This is a genomic window from Pseudomonas sp. 273, from assembly GCF_029201425.1.
Classification (GTDB): Bacteria; Pseudomonadota; Gammaproteobacteria; order Pseudomonadales; family Pseudomonadaceae; genus Pseudomonas; species Pseudomonas delhiensis.
Genome location: NZ_CP116775.1, coordinates 1,123,770 through 1,139,191, shown reverse-complemented (window position 1 = coordinate 1,139,191; position 15,422 = coordinate 1,123,770). Strand labels below are relative to the sequence as shown.

At 67.4% G+C, this 15,422-nt stretch carries 15 protein-coding genes; 7 read left to right on the top strand and 8 right to left on the bottom strand.

Going from position 1 to position 15,422, the window contains the following annotated elements; genetic code table 11:
* Positions 1-9: 9 nt before the first annotated feature.
* Positions 10-705, top strand: a complete 696-nt coding sequence (tsaA, locus tag PKO50_RS05610) for a tRNA (N6-threonylcarbamoyladenosine(37)-N6)-methyltransferase TrmO (RefSeq protein ID WP_275629089.1) — start codon at positions 10-12, stop codon at positions 703-705.
* A gap of 296 nt (positions 706-1,001) precedes the next feature.
* On the opposite strand, the gene PKO50_RS05605 is transcribed toward tsaA, so the two are convergent.
* The gene (locus tag PKO50_RS05605; protein ID WP_275629088.1) at positions 1,002-2,333 is read right to left on the bottom strand and encodes an IS4 family transposase; all 1,332 of its coding nucleotides are present in this window, start codon (positions 2,331-2,333) and stop codon (positions 1,002-1,004) included.
* A gap of 115 nt (positions 2,334-2,448) precedes the next feature.
* Complete coding sequence (gene fpr / locus PKO50_RS05600) at positions 2,449-3,225, bottom strand: ferredoxin-NADP reductase (RefSeq protein ID WP_089394557.1); 777 nt, start codon at positions 3,223-3,225, stop codon at positions 2,449-2,451.
* 234 nt (positions 3,226-3,459) lie between these two features.
* Between fpr and PKO50_RS05595 the strand changes: the two genes are divergently transcribed.
* Entirely contained in the window at positions 3,460-4,386 is a 927-nt protein-coding gene (locus PKO50_RS05595; RefSeq protein ID WP_275629087.1) for a LysR family transcriptional regulator, read from the top strand.
* Positions 4,387-4,490: 104 nt separating this feature from the next.
* Here PKO50_RS05595 and PKO50_RS05590 read toward each other — a convergent pair whose 3' ends face one another.
* Complete coding sequence (locus PKO50_RS05590; RefSeq protein ID WP_089394559.1) at positions 4,491-4,862, bottom strand: diacylglycerol kinase; 372 nt, start codon at positions 4,860-4,862, stop codon at positions 4,491-4,493.
* 81 nt (positions 4,863-4,943) lie between these two features.
* Entirely contained in the window at positions 4,944-5,594 is a 651-nt protein-coding gene (erdR, locus tag PKO50_RS05585; protein ID WP_089394560.1) for a response regulator transcription factor ErdR, read from the bottom strand.
* Positions 5,595-5,820: 226 nt separating this feature from the next.
* Between erdR and PKO50_RS05580 the strand changes: the two genes are divergently transcribed.
* A complete protein-coding gene (locus PKO50_RS05580) occupies positions 5,821-6,702 on the top strand; it encodes a DMT family transporter (RefSeq protein ID WP_275629086.1) in 882 nt (293 codons plus the stop codon).
* A gap of 3 nt (positions 6,703-6,705) precedes the next feature.
* On the opposite strand, the gene PKO50_RS05575 is transcribed toward PKO50_RS05580, so the two are convergent.
* Positions 6,706-7,446 (bottom strand): tRNA-uridine aminocarboxypropyltransferase, encoded by a 741-nt coding sequence (locus PKO50_RS05575; protein ID WP_109937119.1) that lies wholly within the window; start codon positions 7,444-7,446, stop codon positions 6,706-6,708.
* Between the two features lie 167 nt (positions 7,447-7,613).
* Between PKO50_RS05575 and PKO50_RS05570 the strand changes: the two genes are divergently transcribed.
* Together PKO50_RS05570 and PKO50_RS05565 are read left to right on the top strand one after the other, a co-directional pair.
* Positions 7,614-8,021: a quorum-sensing-regulated virulence factor family protein gene (locus PKO50_RS05570; protein ID WP_109937118.1), complete on the top strand. Its 408-nt coding sequence runs from the start codon at positions 7,614-7,616 to the stop codon at positions 8,019-8,021.
* Positions 8,022-8,031: 10 nt separating this feature from the next.
* On the top strand, positions 8,032-8,253 hold the full coding sequence (locus tag PKO50_RS05565; RefSeq protein ID WP_109937117.1) for a DUF3820 family protein: 222 nt from the start codon (positions 8,032-8,034) through the stop codon (positions 8,251-8,253).
* Between the two features lie 14 nt (positions 8,254-8,267).
* On the opposite strand, the gene PKO50_RS05560 is transcribed toward PKO50_RS05565, so the two are convergent.
* Positions 8,268-10,673 (bottom strand): xylulose 5-phosphate 3-epimerase, encoded by a 2,406-nt coding sequence (locus PKO50_RS05560; RefSeq protein ID WP_275629085.1) that lies wholly within the window; start codon positions 10,671-10,673, stop codon positions 8,268-8,270.
* A gap of 128 nt (positions 10,674-10,801) precedes the next feature.
* Here PKO50_RS05560 and PKO50_RS05555 point away from each other — a divergent pair, with 128 nt between their 5' ends.
* Both PKO50_RS05555 and PKO50_RS05550 read left to right on the top strand, forming a co-directional pair.
* Complete coding sequence (locus tag PKO50_RS05555; RefSeq protein ID WP_109937115.1) at positions 10,802-12,223, top strand: MBL fold metallo-hydrolase; 1,422 nt, start codon at positions 10,802-10,804, stop codon at positions 12,221-12,223.
* Positions 12,224-12,308: 85 nt separating this feature from the next.
* A complete protein-coding gene (locus tag PKO50_RS05550) occupies positions 12,309-13,400 on the top strand; it encodes an LOG family protein (protein WP_089394567.1) in 1,092 nt (363 codons plus the stop codon).
* A 476-nt stretch (positions 13,401-13,876) separates the two neighbouring features.
* Here the strand turns inward: PKO50_RS05550 and recX are convergent, their stop codons facing one another.
* Positions 13,877-14,341 carry a recombination regulator RecX gene (gene recX, locus PKO50_RS05545; RefSeq protein WP_275629084.1) on the bottom strand — a complete coding sequence of 155 codons (465 nt, stop codon included), beginning with the start codon at positions 14,339-14,341 and terminating at the stop codon, positions 13,877-13,879.
* Between the two features lie 8 nt (positions 14,342-14,349).
* On the bottom strand, positions 14,350-15,411 hold the full coding sequence (recA, locus tag PKO50_RS05540) for a recombinase RecA (RefSeq protein ID WP_109937113.1): 1,062 nt from the start codon (positions 15,409-15,411) through the stop codon (positions 14,350-14,352).
* Positions 15,412-15,422: the final 11 nt, after the last annotated feature.

Below are 15,422 nucleotides of genomic sequence, written 5' to 3'. Positions count from 1 at the left end.
CGTGCCGCCATGTCCTACTCCGTCGCCCCCATCGGCCACATCCGCTCCTGCTTCAAGGAGAAGTTCGCCATCCCGCGCCAGCCGCAGCTGGCCCCGGCGGCGCGCGGCGTGCTGGAGCTGCTGCCGCCGTTCGACGGCGGCGAGGCGGTGGAAGGCCTGGAGCAGGTCAGCCACGTGTGGCTGCTGTTCCTCTTCCACCAGGCCCTGGAAGACAAGCCGCGGCTCAAGGTGCGCCCGCCGCGCCTGGGCGGCAACCGCTCCCTGGGCGTGTTCGCCACCCGCGCCACGCACCGCCCCAACGGCATCGGCCAGTCGGTGGTGCGCCTGGAGAAGGTCGAGCCCGGGCGCCTCTGGCTGTCCGGCATCGACCTGCTGGACGGCACCCCGGTGCTCGACATCAAGCCCTACGTGCCCTACGCCGACGCCGTGGCCGACGCGCGCAACGCCATCGCCGAGGCGCCGCCGGCGCCGATCCCGGTGCAGTGGAGCGACGCCGCCCTGGCCCAGGCCCGCGAGCAGGCCCTGCGCCTGGGCGAGCCGGTGGTCGAGCTGATCGAGCAGTGCCTGGCCCAGGACCCGCGCCCGGCCTACCAGCAGCCCACGCCCGAACGCCGCTACGGCGCACGCCTGTGGGACCTGGACGTGCACTGGCACTACCCCGAAGCGGGGATGATCCGGGTGCTGGACGTGCAAGCCTGCCCGTAGGGCGGATAACGCCTACGGCGTTATCCGCCGAATCGCGGACAGAGTCCGCTCCTACGGTTCCGGGAAGCACGGTCGTAGGAGCGGACTCCGTCCGCGATTGGACTTACCGGCCACGCCGGACGCCACGGCGGCATGAACGGTTATGCGCCTTACGCGCTGCGGATATAGGGTGCACCTTGTAGGAGCGCGCCCTGCGCGCGATTCGCGGGCAGGGCCCGCTCCTACAGCACACCCGGGGCATGGCATTTCCCGTATCCGCCATGAACGAAAAAGCCCGCCGGGTGGCGTAATGCTGTTCACTTAAGCGGAGCGGCCTTGCGGTTCACCGGGTAGCGAGTCTTTGAGATCTTCACCGTCCTTGGCCTGGTAGGCCTTGGACGGCGATCCAGAAACAGCCCGCCGATCCCGGCCCGCAACTCCGTCAATCGCCTTCCGGTAGCAGAAATCGGATTGGCCGCTGCCATCACGATCAGTTGAACGGCGATGTAGTGGGCTACCGGCTTGAAGCGTATCTCGGATGCTGAGCGGCCGAAGGCCACCGCTGCCTGACTCGCCTCACGGCGAATGACGTTGTAGCTCAGCAGCAACCCCCAGACTTCCTGATAGATAAGCTCGACCTTCTTGCTGCGCAGGGTGACCGCGTTCTGCTGCAGGGAGCTCTTGATATCCCGGAAGCCCAGTTCAATCTCCCAGCGCTCCTGGTACAGGTCGGCAAGGGCCTTGGCGCTGTAGCGATCGGCCGGCAACGAGGTCAGCACGGTTTTCAGCTTGCCCTGGCGTTCGTAGCTAACTTCGCGCACCTCCCAGTGGGTCGGCAGTTCCGGGTTACGTTTTCGCGCCTGCGCCGACACCTTCATGCGCAGCAGGCGGTCCTGCTTGCCGTAACGGACCAGTTCTTCGCTGACCAGACCCTTGCGAGCAGGAATCAACCAGTGGCGGTTCTCGCCTGCAGTGGCGACGCTCAGCAGTAAATCGGCACTCCAGAAGGCCTTGTCGAAGAGTGTCACCGAGTGATCGGGGATCTGTTGAAGAAACTCGTCAGCCAGGCGCATTTCGCTGCGTCGGTAGGGGCCCAACTGGGCATCCAGAATCACGTGCGAGCGCACGTTCATCAACGCGACCAGGCGCATCATGGGAAACGGCGTCTGGCGGTCAGTGGCGGTGTTGCCGGAGCCGAAATGCTCGCGCAGCTCGGGGGTATCCGGGGTGCGCAGGAGCGCGCCATCCACCGCCAGGACACGCAGATCCTGCCAGGTATCACCGTCATGGCGTTCGCATCCCCACTGGTTGCCGGTCTTGCGGAACAACCATTCGACCGGATCGGCGCCGAGCCGCTTGCGGGCCTCGCTGACACCACTTCTCGCCAGCAGGTGGTCGGAAGCCAGGCCCTGGGCGCAGATATTCAGGCGCCTGGCCACTTCATGGACGGGCTCATCGCGGAATAGCGCCATGCCCAGTACCAACCAGAGCACCTGATCGGCAGGCAGGCGCCGCCGCCGGATGGTGGCCTGCGAGGAAAGGTGCAGCGCGGATTCCACCCACTCGACCGGAATGTTCTGGGTGAAGGTACTCAGATCGGAGAAGTTGAACAGGTCGCCCAAGTCGAGCAGATGCTGTTGGAAAGACATAAAAAATCCGATGCCAGAAGTCTGGCATCGGATTTTCAGGGAAGGCCCCGCTGAGGCTCAAATGCTTAAGTGAACAGCATTACGCCGGGTGGCGGGCTTTTTCAGCGGATCGTGCTTACTTCTCGACGAAGGCGCGCTCGATCAGGTAGTCGCCCGGCTCGCCCATGCGCGGGGAGATCTGCAGGCCGAAGCCGTTGAGCACTTCGCTGGTCTCGTCCAGCATGCTCGGGCTGCCGCAGATCATGGCGCGGTCGTCCTGCGGGTTCATCGGCGGCAGGCCGATGTCGGCGAACAGCTTGCCGCTGCGCATCAGGTCGGTCTGGCGGCCCATGTTGCGGAACTCTTCACGGGTGACCAGGGGGTAGTAGATCAGTTTCTCTTTCACCATGTCGCCGAAGTACTCGTGCTCCGGCAGGACCTTGGTGATGAAGTCGGCGTAGGCCAGCTCGCTGACCCAGCGCACGCCGTGGACCAGGATGACCTTCTCGAACTTCTCGTAGACTTCCGGGTCCTGGATCACGCTCAGGAACGGCGCCATGCCGGTGCCGGTGCTCAGCAGGTACAGGTGCTTGCCGGGCTTGAGGTCGTCCAGCACCAGGGTGCCGGTGGGCTTGCGGCTGACCATCAGCTCGTCGCCTTCCTTCAGGTGCTGCAGGCGCGAGGTCAGCGGGCCGTCCGGGACCTTGATGCTGAAGAACTCCAGGTGCTCCTCGTAGTTCGGGCTGGCGATGGAGTAGGCGCGCATCAGCGGGCGACCGTTGACCTCCAGGCCGATCATCACGAACTGGCCGGTCTTGAAGCGCAGGCCCGGGTTACGGGTGGTCTTGAAGCTGAAGAGGGTGTCGTTCCAGTGGTGGACGCTGAGAACGCGCTCGGTGTACAGGTTGCTCATCAAGGACTCCTAGAGATTCGTGGCGCACCCCAGCAGATCCCGGACGTAGCGCGATTGCGCGACATTTTATAGGGGGCGAGAATATCCGCAAAATAAATTATCTGGATATTGCTAATCCAAAACGCAGATAAGGGACGCCTGGCGGCCAGCGCGCGCCAGATTACTCCCGCGCACCGCCCCGCCAGGGGCGACCGAATGTCGCGCCTCTCGCCCGCCACGGAGCCCCCCGAACCGATGAAATTCACCCTGCGCCAGATGGAAGTCTTCGTCGCCGTGGCCCAGCAGGAAAGCGTCTCGCGCGCCGCCGAAGCGCTGTCGCTGTCGCAGTCGGCCACCAGCACCGCGCTGGGCGAGCTGGAGCGGCAGTTCGACTGCAAGCTGTTCGACCGCGCCGGCAAGCGCCTGACCTTGAACGCCCTGGGCCGCCAGTTGCTGCCCCAGGCGGTGGCGCTGCTGGACCGCGGCAGCGAGATCGAGACGCTGCTCAACGGCAAGAGCGCCTTCGGCTCCCTGGACCTGGGCGCCACCCTGACCATCGGCAACTACCTGGCCACCCTGCTGATCGGCACCTTCATGCAGCGCCAGCCGGACTGCCGGGTACGCCTGCACGTGCACAACACCGCCCACGTGGTGCAGCGCATCGCCCACTACGAGCTGGACCTGGGCCTGATCGAGGGCGACTGCCAGCACCCGGACATCGAGGTGCAGCCATGGATGGAGGACGAGCTGGTGGTGTTCTGCGCGCCGCAGCACCCCTTGGCCGGCGCCGGGCCGGCGGACCTGCAGCGCCTGAGCAGCGAGGCCTGGATCCTCCGCGAGCAGGGCTCGGGCACCCGCCTGACCTTCGACCAGGCCATGCGCCACCACCTCGAGCCGCTGAACATCCGCCTGGAGCTGGAGCACACCGAGGCGATCAAGCGCGCCGTGGAATCCGGCCTGGGCATCGGCTGCATCTCGCGCCTGGCCCTGCGCGACGCCTTCCGCCGCGGCAGCCTGGTGCCGGTGGATACCCCGCAGCTGGACCTGCGCCGGCAGTTCTACTTCATCTGGCACCGGCAGAAGTACCAGACCGCGACCATGCGCGAATTCCTCGACCTGTGCCGCAGCGAGACGGCGGGCATCAGCCGCAGCGACGAGATCGTGCTGCCGGTGATTCCCTGAGGCGGCAGCCCGGCATACACGGGAAAATTCGGCATCGACCTGTAGGAGCGCGCCCTGCGCGCGAATCGCGGGCAGGGCCCGCTCCTACAGGGAGCGACGCCGGCTCAACCCAGCAGGATCACCGCCCAGGTCACGGTGATGATGGTCAGCGCGACGAACTGCGCGGCGCTGCCCATGTCCTTGGCGTTCTTCGACAGCGGGTGGCGCTCCAGGGAGACGCGGTCGACCACCGCCTCCACCGCCGAGTTGAGCAGCTCGACGATCAGCGCCAGCAGGCACACGGCGATCATCAGCGCGCGCTCGCCGCGGGTGACGTCGCAGAAGAACGCCAGCGGGACGAGGATGACGTTGATCAGCACCAGTTGGCGGAAGGCCGCCTCGCCACGGAAGGCGGCGACGAAGCCGGCCATGGAGTAGCCGGCGGCATTGAGGATGCGCTTCAGGCCGGTCTGGCCCTTGAAGGGGGAGGAAGTCACGAAGGGCTCTCTGCGAAAAAGACGCGGCACTCTAAACCAGGCGCCGTAGGAAAGTGTGAAACGAAGGTCACGGGCAGCCGCTCAGGCGCCCGGAACCGTTTCCATCTGTTGCAGCAACAGCGCCGCCTGGGTACGGGTGCGCACGTTGAGCTTGCGGAAGATGGCCGTGACGTGGGCCTTCACGGTGGCCTCGGAGACGCTCAGCTCGAAGGCGATCTGCTTGTTCAGCAGGCCCTCGCAGACCATGGTCAGCACGCGGAACTGCTGCGGCGTGAGGCTGGCCAGGCCGGCGCTGGCGGCGCGCACTTCCTCGCTGAGCTCGGTCACCGCGTCGGCCTGCGGCGGCCACCAGACATCGCCGTCGAGCACCGCGCGCACCGCCTGCTGCAGGGTGGCCATGTCGCTGGACTTGGGAATGAAGCCGCTGGCGCCGAACTCCCGGGAGCGCTGCACCACGGCGGCGTCCTCCTGAGCCGAGATCATCACCACCGGAATCTGCGGGTACTGCCCGCGCAGCAGCACCAGGCCGGAGAAACCGTAGGCGCCGGGCATGTTCAGGTCGAGCAGGACCAGGTCCCAGTCGGCCTTGTCGTTGAGCCTGGCTTCCAGCTCGGCGATGCTCGCCGCCTCCACCAGCTTCGCGTCGGGACCCAACCCGAGGGTCAGGGCCTGGTGCAGGGCACTACGGAACAGCGGGTGATCGTCAGCGATCAGGATTTCGTAGGAAGCCATGTAAGTTCCTTGGTGGCCAGGCTCGATCCCGGCCAAGGGTATCGGCGGGGCCAGCGTGGGAAAGGTCGTAACCTGATTGCCGCATTGTACGCAAATGCATCGGCCGATGCCCGTGCAGAATGCGCCCCGCCCCCATTCCCGGCGCTCCCGCTGACAGGTTGGACAGCTTTTCAAAGTCCCCGGCTTGCGGCAGAGTTGCGCTCTTTTTTTGCCTGCCGAGAACACCATGAAGAGCCACGCCCTGCGCGCCGATATCCTGATGCTGGTCACCGCCATGATCTGGGGGGTGTCCTTCGTCGCGCAGCGGTTGGGGATGGATGCCATCGGGCCCTTCCTCTACACCGGCCTGCGCTTCGCCCTCGGCGCCCTGATGCTGCTGCCGCTGCTGGCCTGGTCGGCCAGGCGCGGCGCCCAGCCGTTCAACCGCGGCCTGCTGCTGGCGGGCCTGGCCATCGGCACCGCGCTGACCCTCGGCATCAATCTGCAGCAGGTCGGCCTGCTGTTCACCAGCGTGACCAACTCCGGCTTCATCACCGGGCTGTACGTGATCATAGTGCCGCTGCTCGGCCTGCTGCTGGGCCACCGCACCGGCATGGGCACCTGGCTCGGCGCCGCGCTGGCGGTGATCGGCATGGCCATGCTGAGCATCGGCCCGGGCTTCCAGGTGGCCTCCGGCGACTGGCTGCAGCTGACCGGCGCGCTGGTGTGGGGCTGCCACGTGCTGCTGGTGGGCCTGTTCGCCAGCCGCTACGACCCGATCCGCCTGGCCTTCCTGCAGTTCGCCACCTGCTCGGTGGTGAGCATGGTGCTGGCGGTGATCTTCGAGGAAATCCACTGGGACGCCATCGTCCAGGCCGGCCCGGCCCTGCTCTACGGCGGCCTGCTGGGCGTCGGCACCGGCTTCACCCTGCAGGTGATCGCGCAGAAGCACGCCATCGCCTCCCACGCCGCGATCATCCTGTCCCTGGAGGCGGTGTTCGCCGCCATCGCCGGGGCGATCTTCCTCGACGAGAGCCTGCACACGCGCGGCTACATCGGCTGCGCGCTGATGCTCGCCGGCATGCTGGTGGCCCAGTTGTGGCCGCAGAAGAAGGCCGCGGCGGCCTGAGCCCTAGAGTGCGGTATAGGGCCGCAGGGCTTGGTGCGCCGGGCTCTGCTCGTCCAGGCCGCGCTGGTGCTTGGCGCCCAGGTAGCGCTCGCTGAACACATCCAGGTAGGCGTCCAGCGCATCCCCCGCGCGCCGGTCGCCGGCCAGGCCCAGGCACAGCGCCGCCACTTCCGCGGTGCACAGGTGCTCGTCGAACTTGGAGCGGCGCAGGCGGTAGCGCGACAGCGCCTCGGGGGTGATGCTCAGCACCGGGAAACGGTCCAGGTAGGGGCTCTTGCGGAACATCTTGCGCGCCTCGTTCCAGGTGGCGTCCAGCAGGATGAACAGCGGGCGCTTGCCGGGCGCCGGTTCCACCCGCTCCACCACCCGCTCGGCGGCGACGAACTCGCCGGGGAACACCACGTAGGGCTGCCACTGCGGGTCGTCCAGCAGCGCCAGCAGGGCCGGGTCGACCTCAATCCGCGACCAGCCGAAGGCCCAGGTGTCCGGCACCGTCTCGGCGATCAGCCAGCCGGTGTTGCTCGGCTTCAACGGCTCGGTGTCGAACATCACCAGGCACATCCCGGCATTGGCCTGCACCCGCGGCTGCCAGGCGCACATGCAGTAGTCCGGGCGCAGGCGGCAGCCGGCGCAGCGCGGCGAACGCGAGCCGCGGGCCACGAAGGGCTTCACGCAACGGGCCAGGCGCTCGGCGCGCAGGCGGGCGACGGCATGGTTCTTGGCGGCGGGATGGGCGGGCGACATCGGCGACTCGGGCGGGCGATCACGGCGGGCGGCGATTGTAGCAGAGCCCCTGCGCGCCCAGGCCGCTCGGCAGCCAGGCGGTTTTCGGGGACAATGGCGCCCGCATCCATCCGCCGAACCCAGAAGGGTCCGCGCGGTCGAACAGGCACCCATGCCAGGAGATACCCATGCTGCGCCTAACCGCCCTCGCCCTCTGCCTCGTCCTGCCCGCGGCCCACGCCGCGTCGCTCAAGAATTTCGAACTGGCCAAGACACTGGAGAAAGTCGCCAAGGAAAGCAGCGAAGGCACTCCGCGCGCGATCAACGAGGATATCCTCGACCAGGGCTACACCGTCCAGGGCAACCAGTTGATCAACCACCTCAGCGTGCGTGCCAGCCACGCCGCGAAAATGCGCGCCAACCCCGAGAAGGTGCGCAGCCAGCTGGGTGACAGCGTGTGCAGCAATACCGGCTACCGCCAGTTGCTGGCCCAGGGCGCGGTCCTCACCTACGACTTCACCGAGTACCACACCAACGCCCCGGTGGCCGTCGAGCGCTTCGACGCCGGCAGCTGCCGCATCAAGCTGCAGAAGTGAAGCCGGCGCCATGCTGGAGTCGGAAAAGCTCAACCTGCTGAAGATCGCCCGCACGCCGATGCCCTTCGGCAAGTACCAGGGGCGCATGCTGGTGGACCTGCCGGAGGAATACCTGCTGTGGTTCCAGCGCAATGACAGCTTTCCCAAGGGCGAGCTGGGCCGCCTGATGCAGATAGTGCTGGAGCTGAAGGTCGAGGGCCTCGACGCCCTCGTCAAACCGCTGAAGCGCTAAGACGCCCCAGCGTTTCAGCGCAGGGCCCGCGGGTCCCCCTTGCCGGCCAGCGCCGCGACCTCCTCGGCGGTCAGCAGCGCGCTGCGCGGCACTTCCAGCAGGCGCGCGCAGGCTGCCAGTACATCGCCCCAGCTGGCCCGGTTGGCGAACAGCATGCCGGGCTCGTCGAGGGTCCCGCCGCGGTTGCGATACCCCAGCACCGAACTGCGCAGCGCATCCGGCAGGATCGGCCAGAGATGCCCGCGCGCCACCTCCGGGCGCATGTGGGTGAGCAGCACGCGGCGCCCATAGGCATCCGGGAACAACTGCTCGATCAGCGCCTCGTCGGCCACCGCCGCCAGCTCCCAGTTGTCCCTGGGCGCGCGGAAGCGCCCGGGCTCCTGCAGGTAGACCAGGCGGTACGGGTAGCCGGCCTCGGCCAGGCGCTCCGCAGCGCGGCGCATCTCGCCGAGCTGGTAGCTGCCATTGGCGATCAGCAGCAGTGGGTCGCTGCCCGGGTGTTCCTCCACCACGATGGCGCCGTCGCGCGCCAGTTGCTCGGCCTGGGCCCGGTCGAACAGGTTCGGCCGCTCGCGCTTGGGCGCCACCAGGCAGGCCAGCTGCCCGCGGCTGCGGTAGATCTGCGGCAACAGCGCCAGCAGGCTGTTGTGGTCGGCGGGGAACAGCACCCGCACCATGTCGCTCATCTCGCCGAGCAGGCTCTCGCAGAAAGTGGTGTCCTGGTGCGACTGCTGGTTCTTGCCGTTCTCCCAGGTGTGCGAGGTGGCCACCAACGGCCAGCCGAGCCAGCCGGCCGGGCGCCCGGCCTCCTTCTGCAGGCGGGCGAAGATCAGCGCCTGGCGCACCGCGCCGAGCATCTTCACGCAGAAGGCCTCGTAGCTGGCCACCAGGTTGAGCCCGCCCTGGTTGGCCAGGCAGGCGGAGACCACGGCCTCCTCGTTGAGCGCGGTGATGACCCGCCCGTCGATGGCCTCCAGCACGCTCTCCGGCTGGCAGACGCGGTGCTTCAGCGCCTTGAGCACGCCGCCCAGGCGGTTGCTGGCCAGTTCGTCGGGGTTGCCGACGCGGGCCCGCAGGTCCGGGTTCGCCGCGCACAGCTCGGTGAAGAAGCGGTCCAGCGCCAGCATCGGCGAGCACTGGTCGTTGCGGTAGTGCAGTTGCGGCAGGCTGGGCTCGATGGGCCGGCGCACCGCCAGCGGGTTGTCGCGCTCCAGCAGGCGCCCCTGGCGGCTCGCGGCGAACAGCGCGCAGGCGGCGTCCAGCTCGACCTCCGGCACCCACAACTGCGCCGCGTGGTGGTTGAACAGCTCCCGGGCGTTCTCGTCCTCGCTGGGGTTGCCCGGCAGCGGCAGGTTGTGCGCGGCGTTGCTGCCGGCGCCGTAGAAGCCGAAGCCCTTGACCGTCTCGGCGATGCCGTAGGGGATCGGCAGCGGGTAATGCAGGATGCCGCTGTTCTTCTCGTGGACGCGATGGGCCAGGCGCTGCTCCATTTCCCAGAGGGCGCAGGCGAAGGCGGCCGGGTCGCGGCCATCGAAACTCAGGGGGTCGAAGCCGCAGCCGCCGAGGTGGTGCTTGAAGCCTTCCAGGCCCTCGCGGGTGCCCAGCTGGGTGCGCTGCTCGATGCGCCGGCCATTGGCGATCATCACCGGCAGGGCCACGCCGCAGTCCTCGGCGCGCCACCAGCGCGGCATCCAGTCGCTGCCGCGCTGTTCCTCGGCGGCGCCATCGGAGAGGAAGGCCACCAGGGTCTCGCCGGGCAGCGGCAGGTGCGCGTACTGCAGTTCGGCGAAGCCCAGGTAGCCGCCTTCGGCGATGCCGCCGGCGGTATGCGGGTTGACGTGGCTGCCCAGGGGCGCGGCGACGCTGCCGTCCGGCGCCTGGGCGTAGCTGTAGAAGTCCTGCACCAGGCGCTCCAGGCCGGCGGCGTCGATGCCGTAGCGCCGTGCCTGCTCGGGGTGCAGGTTGCTGGTCAGCACGTTGAGCGCCTCGATGGCCGCCACGCAGTGCCCCTGCCCCATCAGCCAGCCGCGGGTGGTGGCGGTCAGGGCATTGAGCGCGAGGTAGCCGGCGTAGGCCGGTACCATGTTCAGGGCGCCGCCGGTGTGGCCCTCGGGGCTGGCCTTGAAGTCCTCGGCCTGCAGCGGCGCGCCGTCCAGGTGCACGCGCCGCGCGTAGGTCATGTGCACCACCAGCCAGAGCCCGGCGCAGGTCAGCCGGTCCAGCGCGCGGAACATCCGATAGACGCTGGGCAAGTCCGGCTGCAGGCCGGCTTGGACCAATTGATGAGCCATGCGGAAGACCGCAGCCTGGGTCTGCGCGCTATGCTCAAGCGGACCGTATCCGCTCAGCCATTCGGCGAATGCCGGCTGCTCCGCCGCGTGCGCGGCCAGCTCCTCCGGACTGGGCAGTATCTGCGACATGCTCGACGTTCTCCCTTGGACTATGGGGGAAGTCTAGGTCGCCGGATGGGAGCGGCGCTGACCTGTATCAACGCCATTTCGTTCCAGCTACGCGAGTCTGAAATACCGAATCCTGCTAAGGAGGCCCCATGGCCCTACTCACTTTCATCGGCGCAGCCCAGGAAGTCACCGGCTCCTGCTACCTGCTGGAAACCCGGGATGGCGCGCGCGTGCTGCTCGAGTGCGGCATGCGCCAGGGCCGCAGCAACGGCAAGGGCACCCGCGACAATGAAGCTAGCAACCGCACGCCCTTCCCCTTCGATCCGAAGAGCCTGAACGCGGTGGTCATCTCCCACGCCCACATCGACCACAGCGGGCTACTGCCGCGCCTGGCGAAGGAAGGCTACAAGGGGCCGATCTACGCCACCGAGTCCTGCTGCGAGCTGCTGGAACTGATGCTGATGGATTCGGCCAACATCCAGGAAAAGGACGCCGAGTGGGAGAACAAGTGGCGCGCCCGCCTGAACAAGCCGGCGACCACCCCGATCTACACCGTCGAAGACACCGAGAAGGCCCTGGCCCTGCGCCGCGGCGTCAGCTACGGCAGCACCGTGGAAGTGGCGCCAGGCATCCGCGTGACCTTCCACAACGCCGGGCACATCCTCGGCTCGGCCATCGTCGAGATCGAGATCCACGAGCAGGGCCTGACGCGCCGCCTGGTGTTCTCCGGCGACCTGGGCAACACCTGCTCGCCGCTGATGCGCACGCCGACGCCGCTGAGCCGCGCCGACGTGGTGCTGCTGGAGTCCACCTACGGCGACCGCGACCACCGCGACAACAACGAGACGCTGCTGGAACTGGCGGACATCCTCGAACAGGCGCAGAAGGACGGCGGCAACGTGCTGATCCCCGCCTTCGCCGTCGGCCGCACCCAGGACCTGCTGTTCTACCTCGGGCGCTTCTACCAGGAAGGCCGCCTGCCGCAGCAGATGGTCTTCCTCGACAGCCCCATGGCCGCGCGGGCCAACGACATCTACCTGCGCCACTCCGGCGAATTCTCCGATAGCGACCGCGAATACATCCGCGGCACCGGCACCGTGAAGCTGTCCGAATGGCTGCCGCTGCTGCGCACCACGCAGACGCCGGAAGACTCCATGGCGATCAACCGCATCAAGAGCGGCGCCATTATCATCGCCGGCAGCGGCATGTGCACCGGCGGGCGCATCGTCCACCACTTCAAGCACAACCTCTGGCGCGAGGAATGCCACATCGTCTTCCCCGGCTTCCAGGCCAAGGGCACCCTGGGCCGCGCCATCGTCGACGGCGCCGAGAGCGTGCGCGTGCTGCGCCAGCGCATCGCCGTGCGGGCGAAGGTCCACACCCTCGGCGGCTTCTCCGCCCATGCCGGACAATCGCAATTGATTCAGTGGGTTGGCCACTTCGAGAACAAACCCGAGCTATACCTGATACATGGCGAGCGGGAAAAGATGGATGCCCTGCAGGCCGCACTGCTCGAACGCCTCGACTGGAAAGCCAACATTCCCGAACAGGGGGACCGCATCGCAATCTGAAACAGGGTCATCGCCGACTGCCGTCGGCGGCATGTCAGACTGGCGCAAGCCTACGACAAGGGGTTGAAGAACAAGGAGTATCCCCATGCCCTATGAACCCGAGGACTACCTCTCCAGGCACTTCCAGACCAGCGGCACCGACCTGACGCAGAAGGTCGAGGAGCTGGCCGCCCTCGCCGCGCCGGGCGACAGCCCGAACCTGCCGCTGTACCGCGAGATGCTCTTCACCGTGGCGCGCATGGCCCAGGCCGACCGCAACCGCTGGGACGCCAAGATCATGCTGCAGACGCTGCGCGAGATGGAGCACGCCTTCGCCACCCTCGAGCAGTTCAAGCGCCGGCGCAAGGTCACGGTGTTCGGCTCGGCACGCACGCCCCCGGACCACCCGCTGTACGCCCTGGCCAGGGACCTGGGGCGCACCCTGGCGCGCTACGACCTGATGGTCGTCACCGGCGCCGGCGGCGGCATCATGGCCGCCGCCCACGAAGGCGCCGGGCTGGAGAACAGCCTGGGCTTCAACATCACCCTGCCCTTCGAGCAGCAGGCCAACCACACGGTGGCCGGCACCAACAACCTGCTGTCGTTCCACTTCTTCTTCCTGCGCAAGCTGTTCTTCGTCAAGGAAGCCGACGCCCTGGTGCTCTGCCCCGGCGGCTTCGGCACCCTGGACGAGGCGCTGGAAGTGCTGACGCTGATCCAGACCGGCAAGAGCCCGCTGGTGCCGGTGGTGCTGCTCGACCAGCCCGGCGGGCATTACTGGGAGCAGGCGCTGCAGTTCATGCAGGAGCAGTTGCTGGACAACCGCTACATCCTGCCCAGCGACATGCACCTGATGAAGCTGGCCCGCTCGGTGGAGGACGCAGTCGGGGAGATCGCCCACTTCTACAGCAATTTCCACTCCAGCCGCTGGCTCAAGGACAACTTCGTCATCCGCCTCAACCACCGCCTCAGCGACAGCGCCATGCAGCGCCTGCACGAGGAGTTCGGCAACCTCTGCCTGCACGACGGCTTCCACCAGCAGGCCTGCGGCGAACTGGAGAAGGACGAACCGGAATTCACCAAGCTCACGCGCCTGGCCTTCGCCTTCAACGGCCGCGACCACGGCCGCCTGCGCGAGTTGGTGAATTTCATCAATGACAAGCAGAACTGGACCGAGGCTTGTCCCGTTCCTGCATAGGCCACCGCTCCTACATGGGATGGCGCGGGTGGGTGGTGTAGGAGCGGATCTCATCCGCGAATCGCACCGGTGGTTCCGGCGATCGCGGACGTAGTCCGCTCCTACGCCCACGCCCAACCGTAGGGCGTATAACCGTTCGCGGTTATACGCCGTTGGCCCGACGTGACACCGCGCTGGCGCGTGATTCCGGGGGAACGGTGTGTGAAATGGCGTAGGGGCAACTGTCTTGCCGACTACGCCGAGATGTTCTCTGTAGGAGCGAGCTTGCTCGCGAACAGACTCCGCTGCGGGGTTTATTCGCGAGCAAGCTCGCTCCTACGAGAAGCCGTGCCCGCGTGTGTGCAAGCGGATCTTATCCGCGAACCACGCCGATACCGCCAGCTATCGCGGACAAGCCAGGGGAACGTGGTTGTGAATGGCGTAGGAGCGGACTCCGTCCGCGATCCGACCGACAGGCCGGCCAGCGCGCGCAGGGCTCAGTCGTCCCCGCCGCGCCCGCTGAACAGGCGGTTGATGGCTTCCATGGAAAACCCCCGATAGGCGAGGAAACGCCCTTGCTGGGCACGCTCGCGGGCATCCTGGGGTAGACGGGGGAACTTGCGGCGCCAGGCGTCCCGAAGTTGCGCCTGCCAGTCGACGTCGGCCTCGCCCAGGGCCTTCTCGATCTCGCCGCGGGGCAGGCCGCGCTGGCTCAGTTCGTCGCGGATGCGCAAGGGGCCATAGCCGTTGCGCGCCTTGCTGGCGATGAAGGCTTCCAGGTAACGGGATTCGTTGAGCAACCCCTCCTCGGCCAGGCGGTCGAGGGCGGGCTCGATGAGTTCCGCAGGTGCGCCGCGCTGGCGCAGCTTGCGGACGAGTTCGGCGCGACCGTGCTCGCGCCGCGCCAGGAGGTCCATGGCGGCCCGTCGCACGGCGACGGGCGTATCGAGCACGGTCGGCATCGGCGGGATCAGTAGTCGAGGTCGGCTTCAGCGGCCTCGGCGGCTTCGGCTGCAGCCAGCTCGGCCTTGGTCGGCGCCGGCTGGTTGTTCAGCAGTTGCTCGCGGATGGCCTTGTCCAGCACCGCGCAGATTTCCGAGTTTTCTTCCAGGAACTTGGCGGCGTTGGCCTTGCCCTGGCCAATCTTGCTGCCCTGGTAGCTGTACCAGGCGCCGGATTTCTCCACCAGGCCCAGCTGCACGCCCAGGTCGATGATCTCGCCGGTGCGGTAGATGCCCTTGCCGTAGAGAATCTGGAACTCGGCCTGGCGGAACGGCGGAGCGACCTTGTTCTTCACGACCTTGACGCGGGTTTCGCTGCCGACCACCTCGTCGCCTTCCTTCACCGCGCCGGTACGGCGGATGTCCAGGCGCACGGAGGCGTAGAACTTCAGGGCGTTACCACCGGTGGTGGTTTCCGGGTTGCCGAACATCACGCCGATCTTCATGCGGATCTGGTTGATGAAGATGACCAGGCAGTTGGCGTTCTTGATGTTGCCGGTGATCTTGCGCAGCGCCTGGGACATCAGGCGGGCCTGCAGGCCGACGTGGGCATCGCCCATCTCGCCTTCGATTTCGGCCTTGGGCACCAGGGCCGCCACGGAGTCGACGATGATCACGTCCACCGCGTTGGAGCGCACCAGCATGTCGGTGATTTCCAGGGCCTGCTCGCCGGTGTCCGGCTGCGAGACCAGCAGGTCGTCGACGTTGACGCCCAGCTTGCCGGCGTAGTCCGGGTCCAGCGCGTGCTCGGCGTCGACGAAGGCGCAGGTGGCGCCCTGGCGCTGGGCTTCGGCGATGACCGAGAGGGTCAGGGTGGTCTTGCCCGAGGATTCCGGGCCGTAGATCTCGACGATCCGGCCTTTCGGCAGGCCGCCGATGCCCAGGGCGATGTCCAGGCCCAGGGAGCCGGTGGAGATGGCCGGGATGGCCTGGCGCTCGTGGTCGCCCATGCGCATCACCGCGCCCTTGCCGAATTGGCGTTCGATCTGTCCCAGGGCCGCGGCCAGGGCGCGCTTCTTGTTGTCGTCCATTGAAGTCCTCG

Coding starts and splice junctions, on each gene's coding strand:
- tsaA (WP_275629089.1), top strand. CDS start 10: ATGTCCTACTCCGTCGCCCCCATCGGCCACATCCGCTCCTGCTTCAAG.
- PKO50_RS05605 (WP_275629088.1), bottom strand. CDS start 2,333: ATGTCTTTCCAACAGCATCTGCTCGACTTGGGCGACCTGTTCAACTTC.
- fpr (WP_089394557.1), bottom strand. CDS start 3,225: ATGAGCAACCTGTACACCGAGCGCGTTCTCAGCGTCCACCACTGGAAC.
- PKO50_RS05595 (WP_275629087.1), top strand. CDS start 3,460: ATGAAATTCACCCTGCGCCAGATGGAAGTCTTCGTCGCCGTGGCCCAG.
- erdR (WP_089394560.1), bottom strand. CDS start 5,594: ATGGCTTCCTACGAAATCCTGATCGCTGACGATCACCCGCTGTTCCGT.
- PKO50_RS05580 (WP_275629086.1), top strand. CDS start 5,821: ATGAAGAGCCACGCCCTGCGCGCCGATATCCTGATGCTGGTCACCGCC.
- PKO50_RS05575 (WP_109937119.1), bottom strand. CDS start 7,446: ATGTCGCCCGCCCATCCCGCCGCCAAGAACCATGCCGTCGCCCGCCTG.
- PKO50_RS05570 (WP_109937118.1), top strand. CDS start 7,614: ATGCTGCGCCTAACCGCCCTCGCCCTCTGCCTCGTCCTGCCCGCGGCC.
- PKO50_RS05565 (WP_109937117.1), top strand. CDS start 8,032: ATGCTGGAGTCGGAAAAGCTCAACCTGCTGAAGATCGCCCGCACGCCG.
- PKO50_RS05560 (WP_275629085.1), bottom strand. CDS start 10,673: ATGTCGCAGATACTGCCCAGTCCGGAGGAGCTGGCCGCGCACGCGGCG.
- PKO50_RS05555 (WP_109937115.1), top strand. CDS start 10,802: ATGGCCCTACTCACTTTCATCGGCGCAGCCCAGGAAGTCACCGGCTCC.
- PKO50_RS05550 (WP_089394567.1), top strand. CDS start 12,309: ATGCCCTATGAACCCGAGGACTACCTCTCCAGGCACTTCCAGACCAGC.
- recX (WP_275629084.1), bottom strand. CDS start 14,341: ATGCCGACCGTGCTCGATACGCCCGTCGCCGTGCGACGGGCCGCCATG.
- recA (WP_109937113.1), bottom strand. CDS start 15,411: ATGGACGACAACAAGAAGCGCGCCCTGGCCGCGGCCCTGGGACAGATC.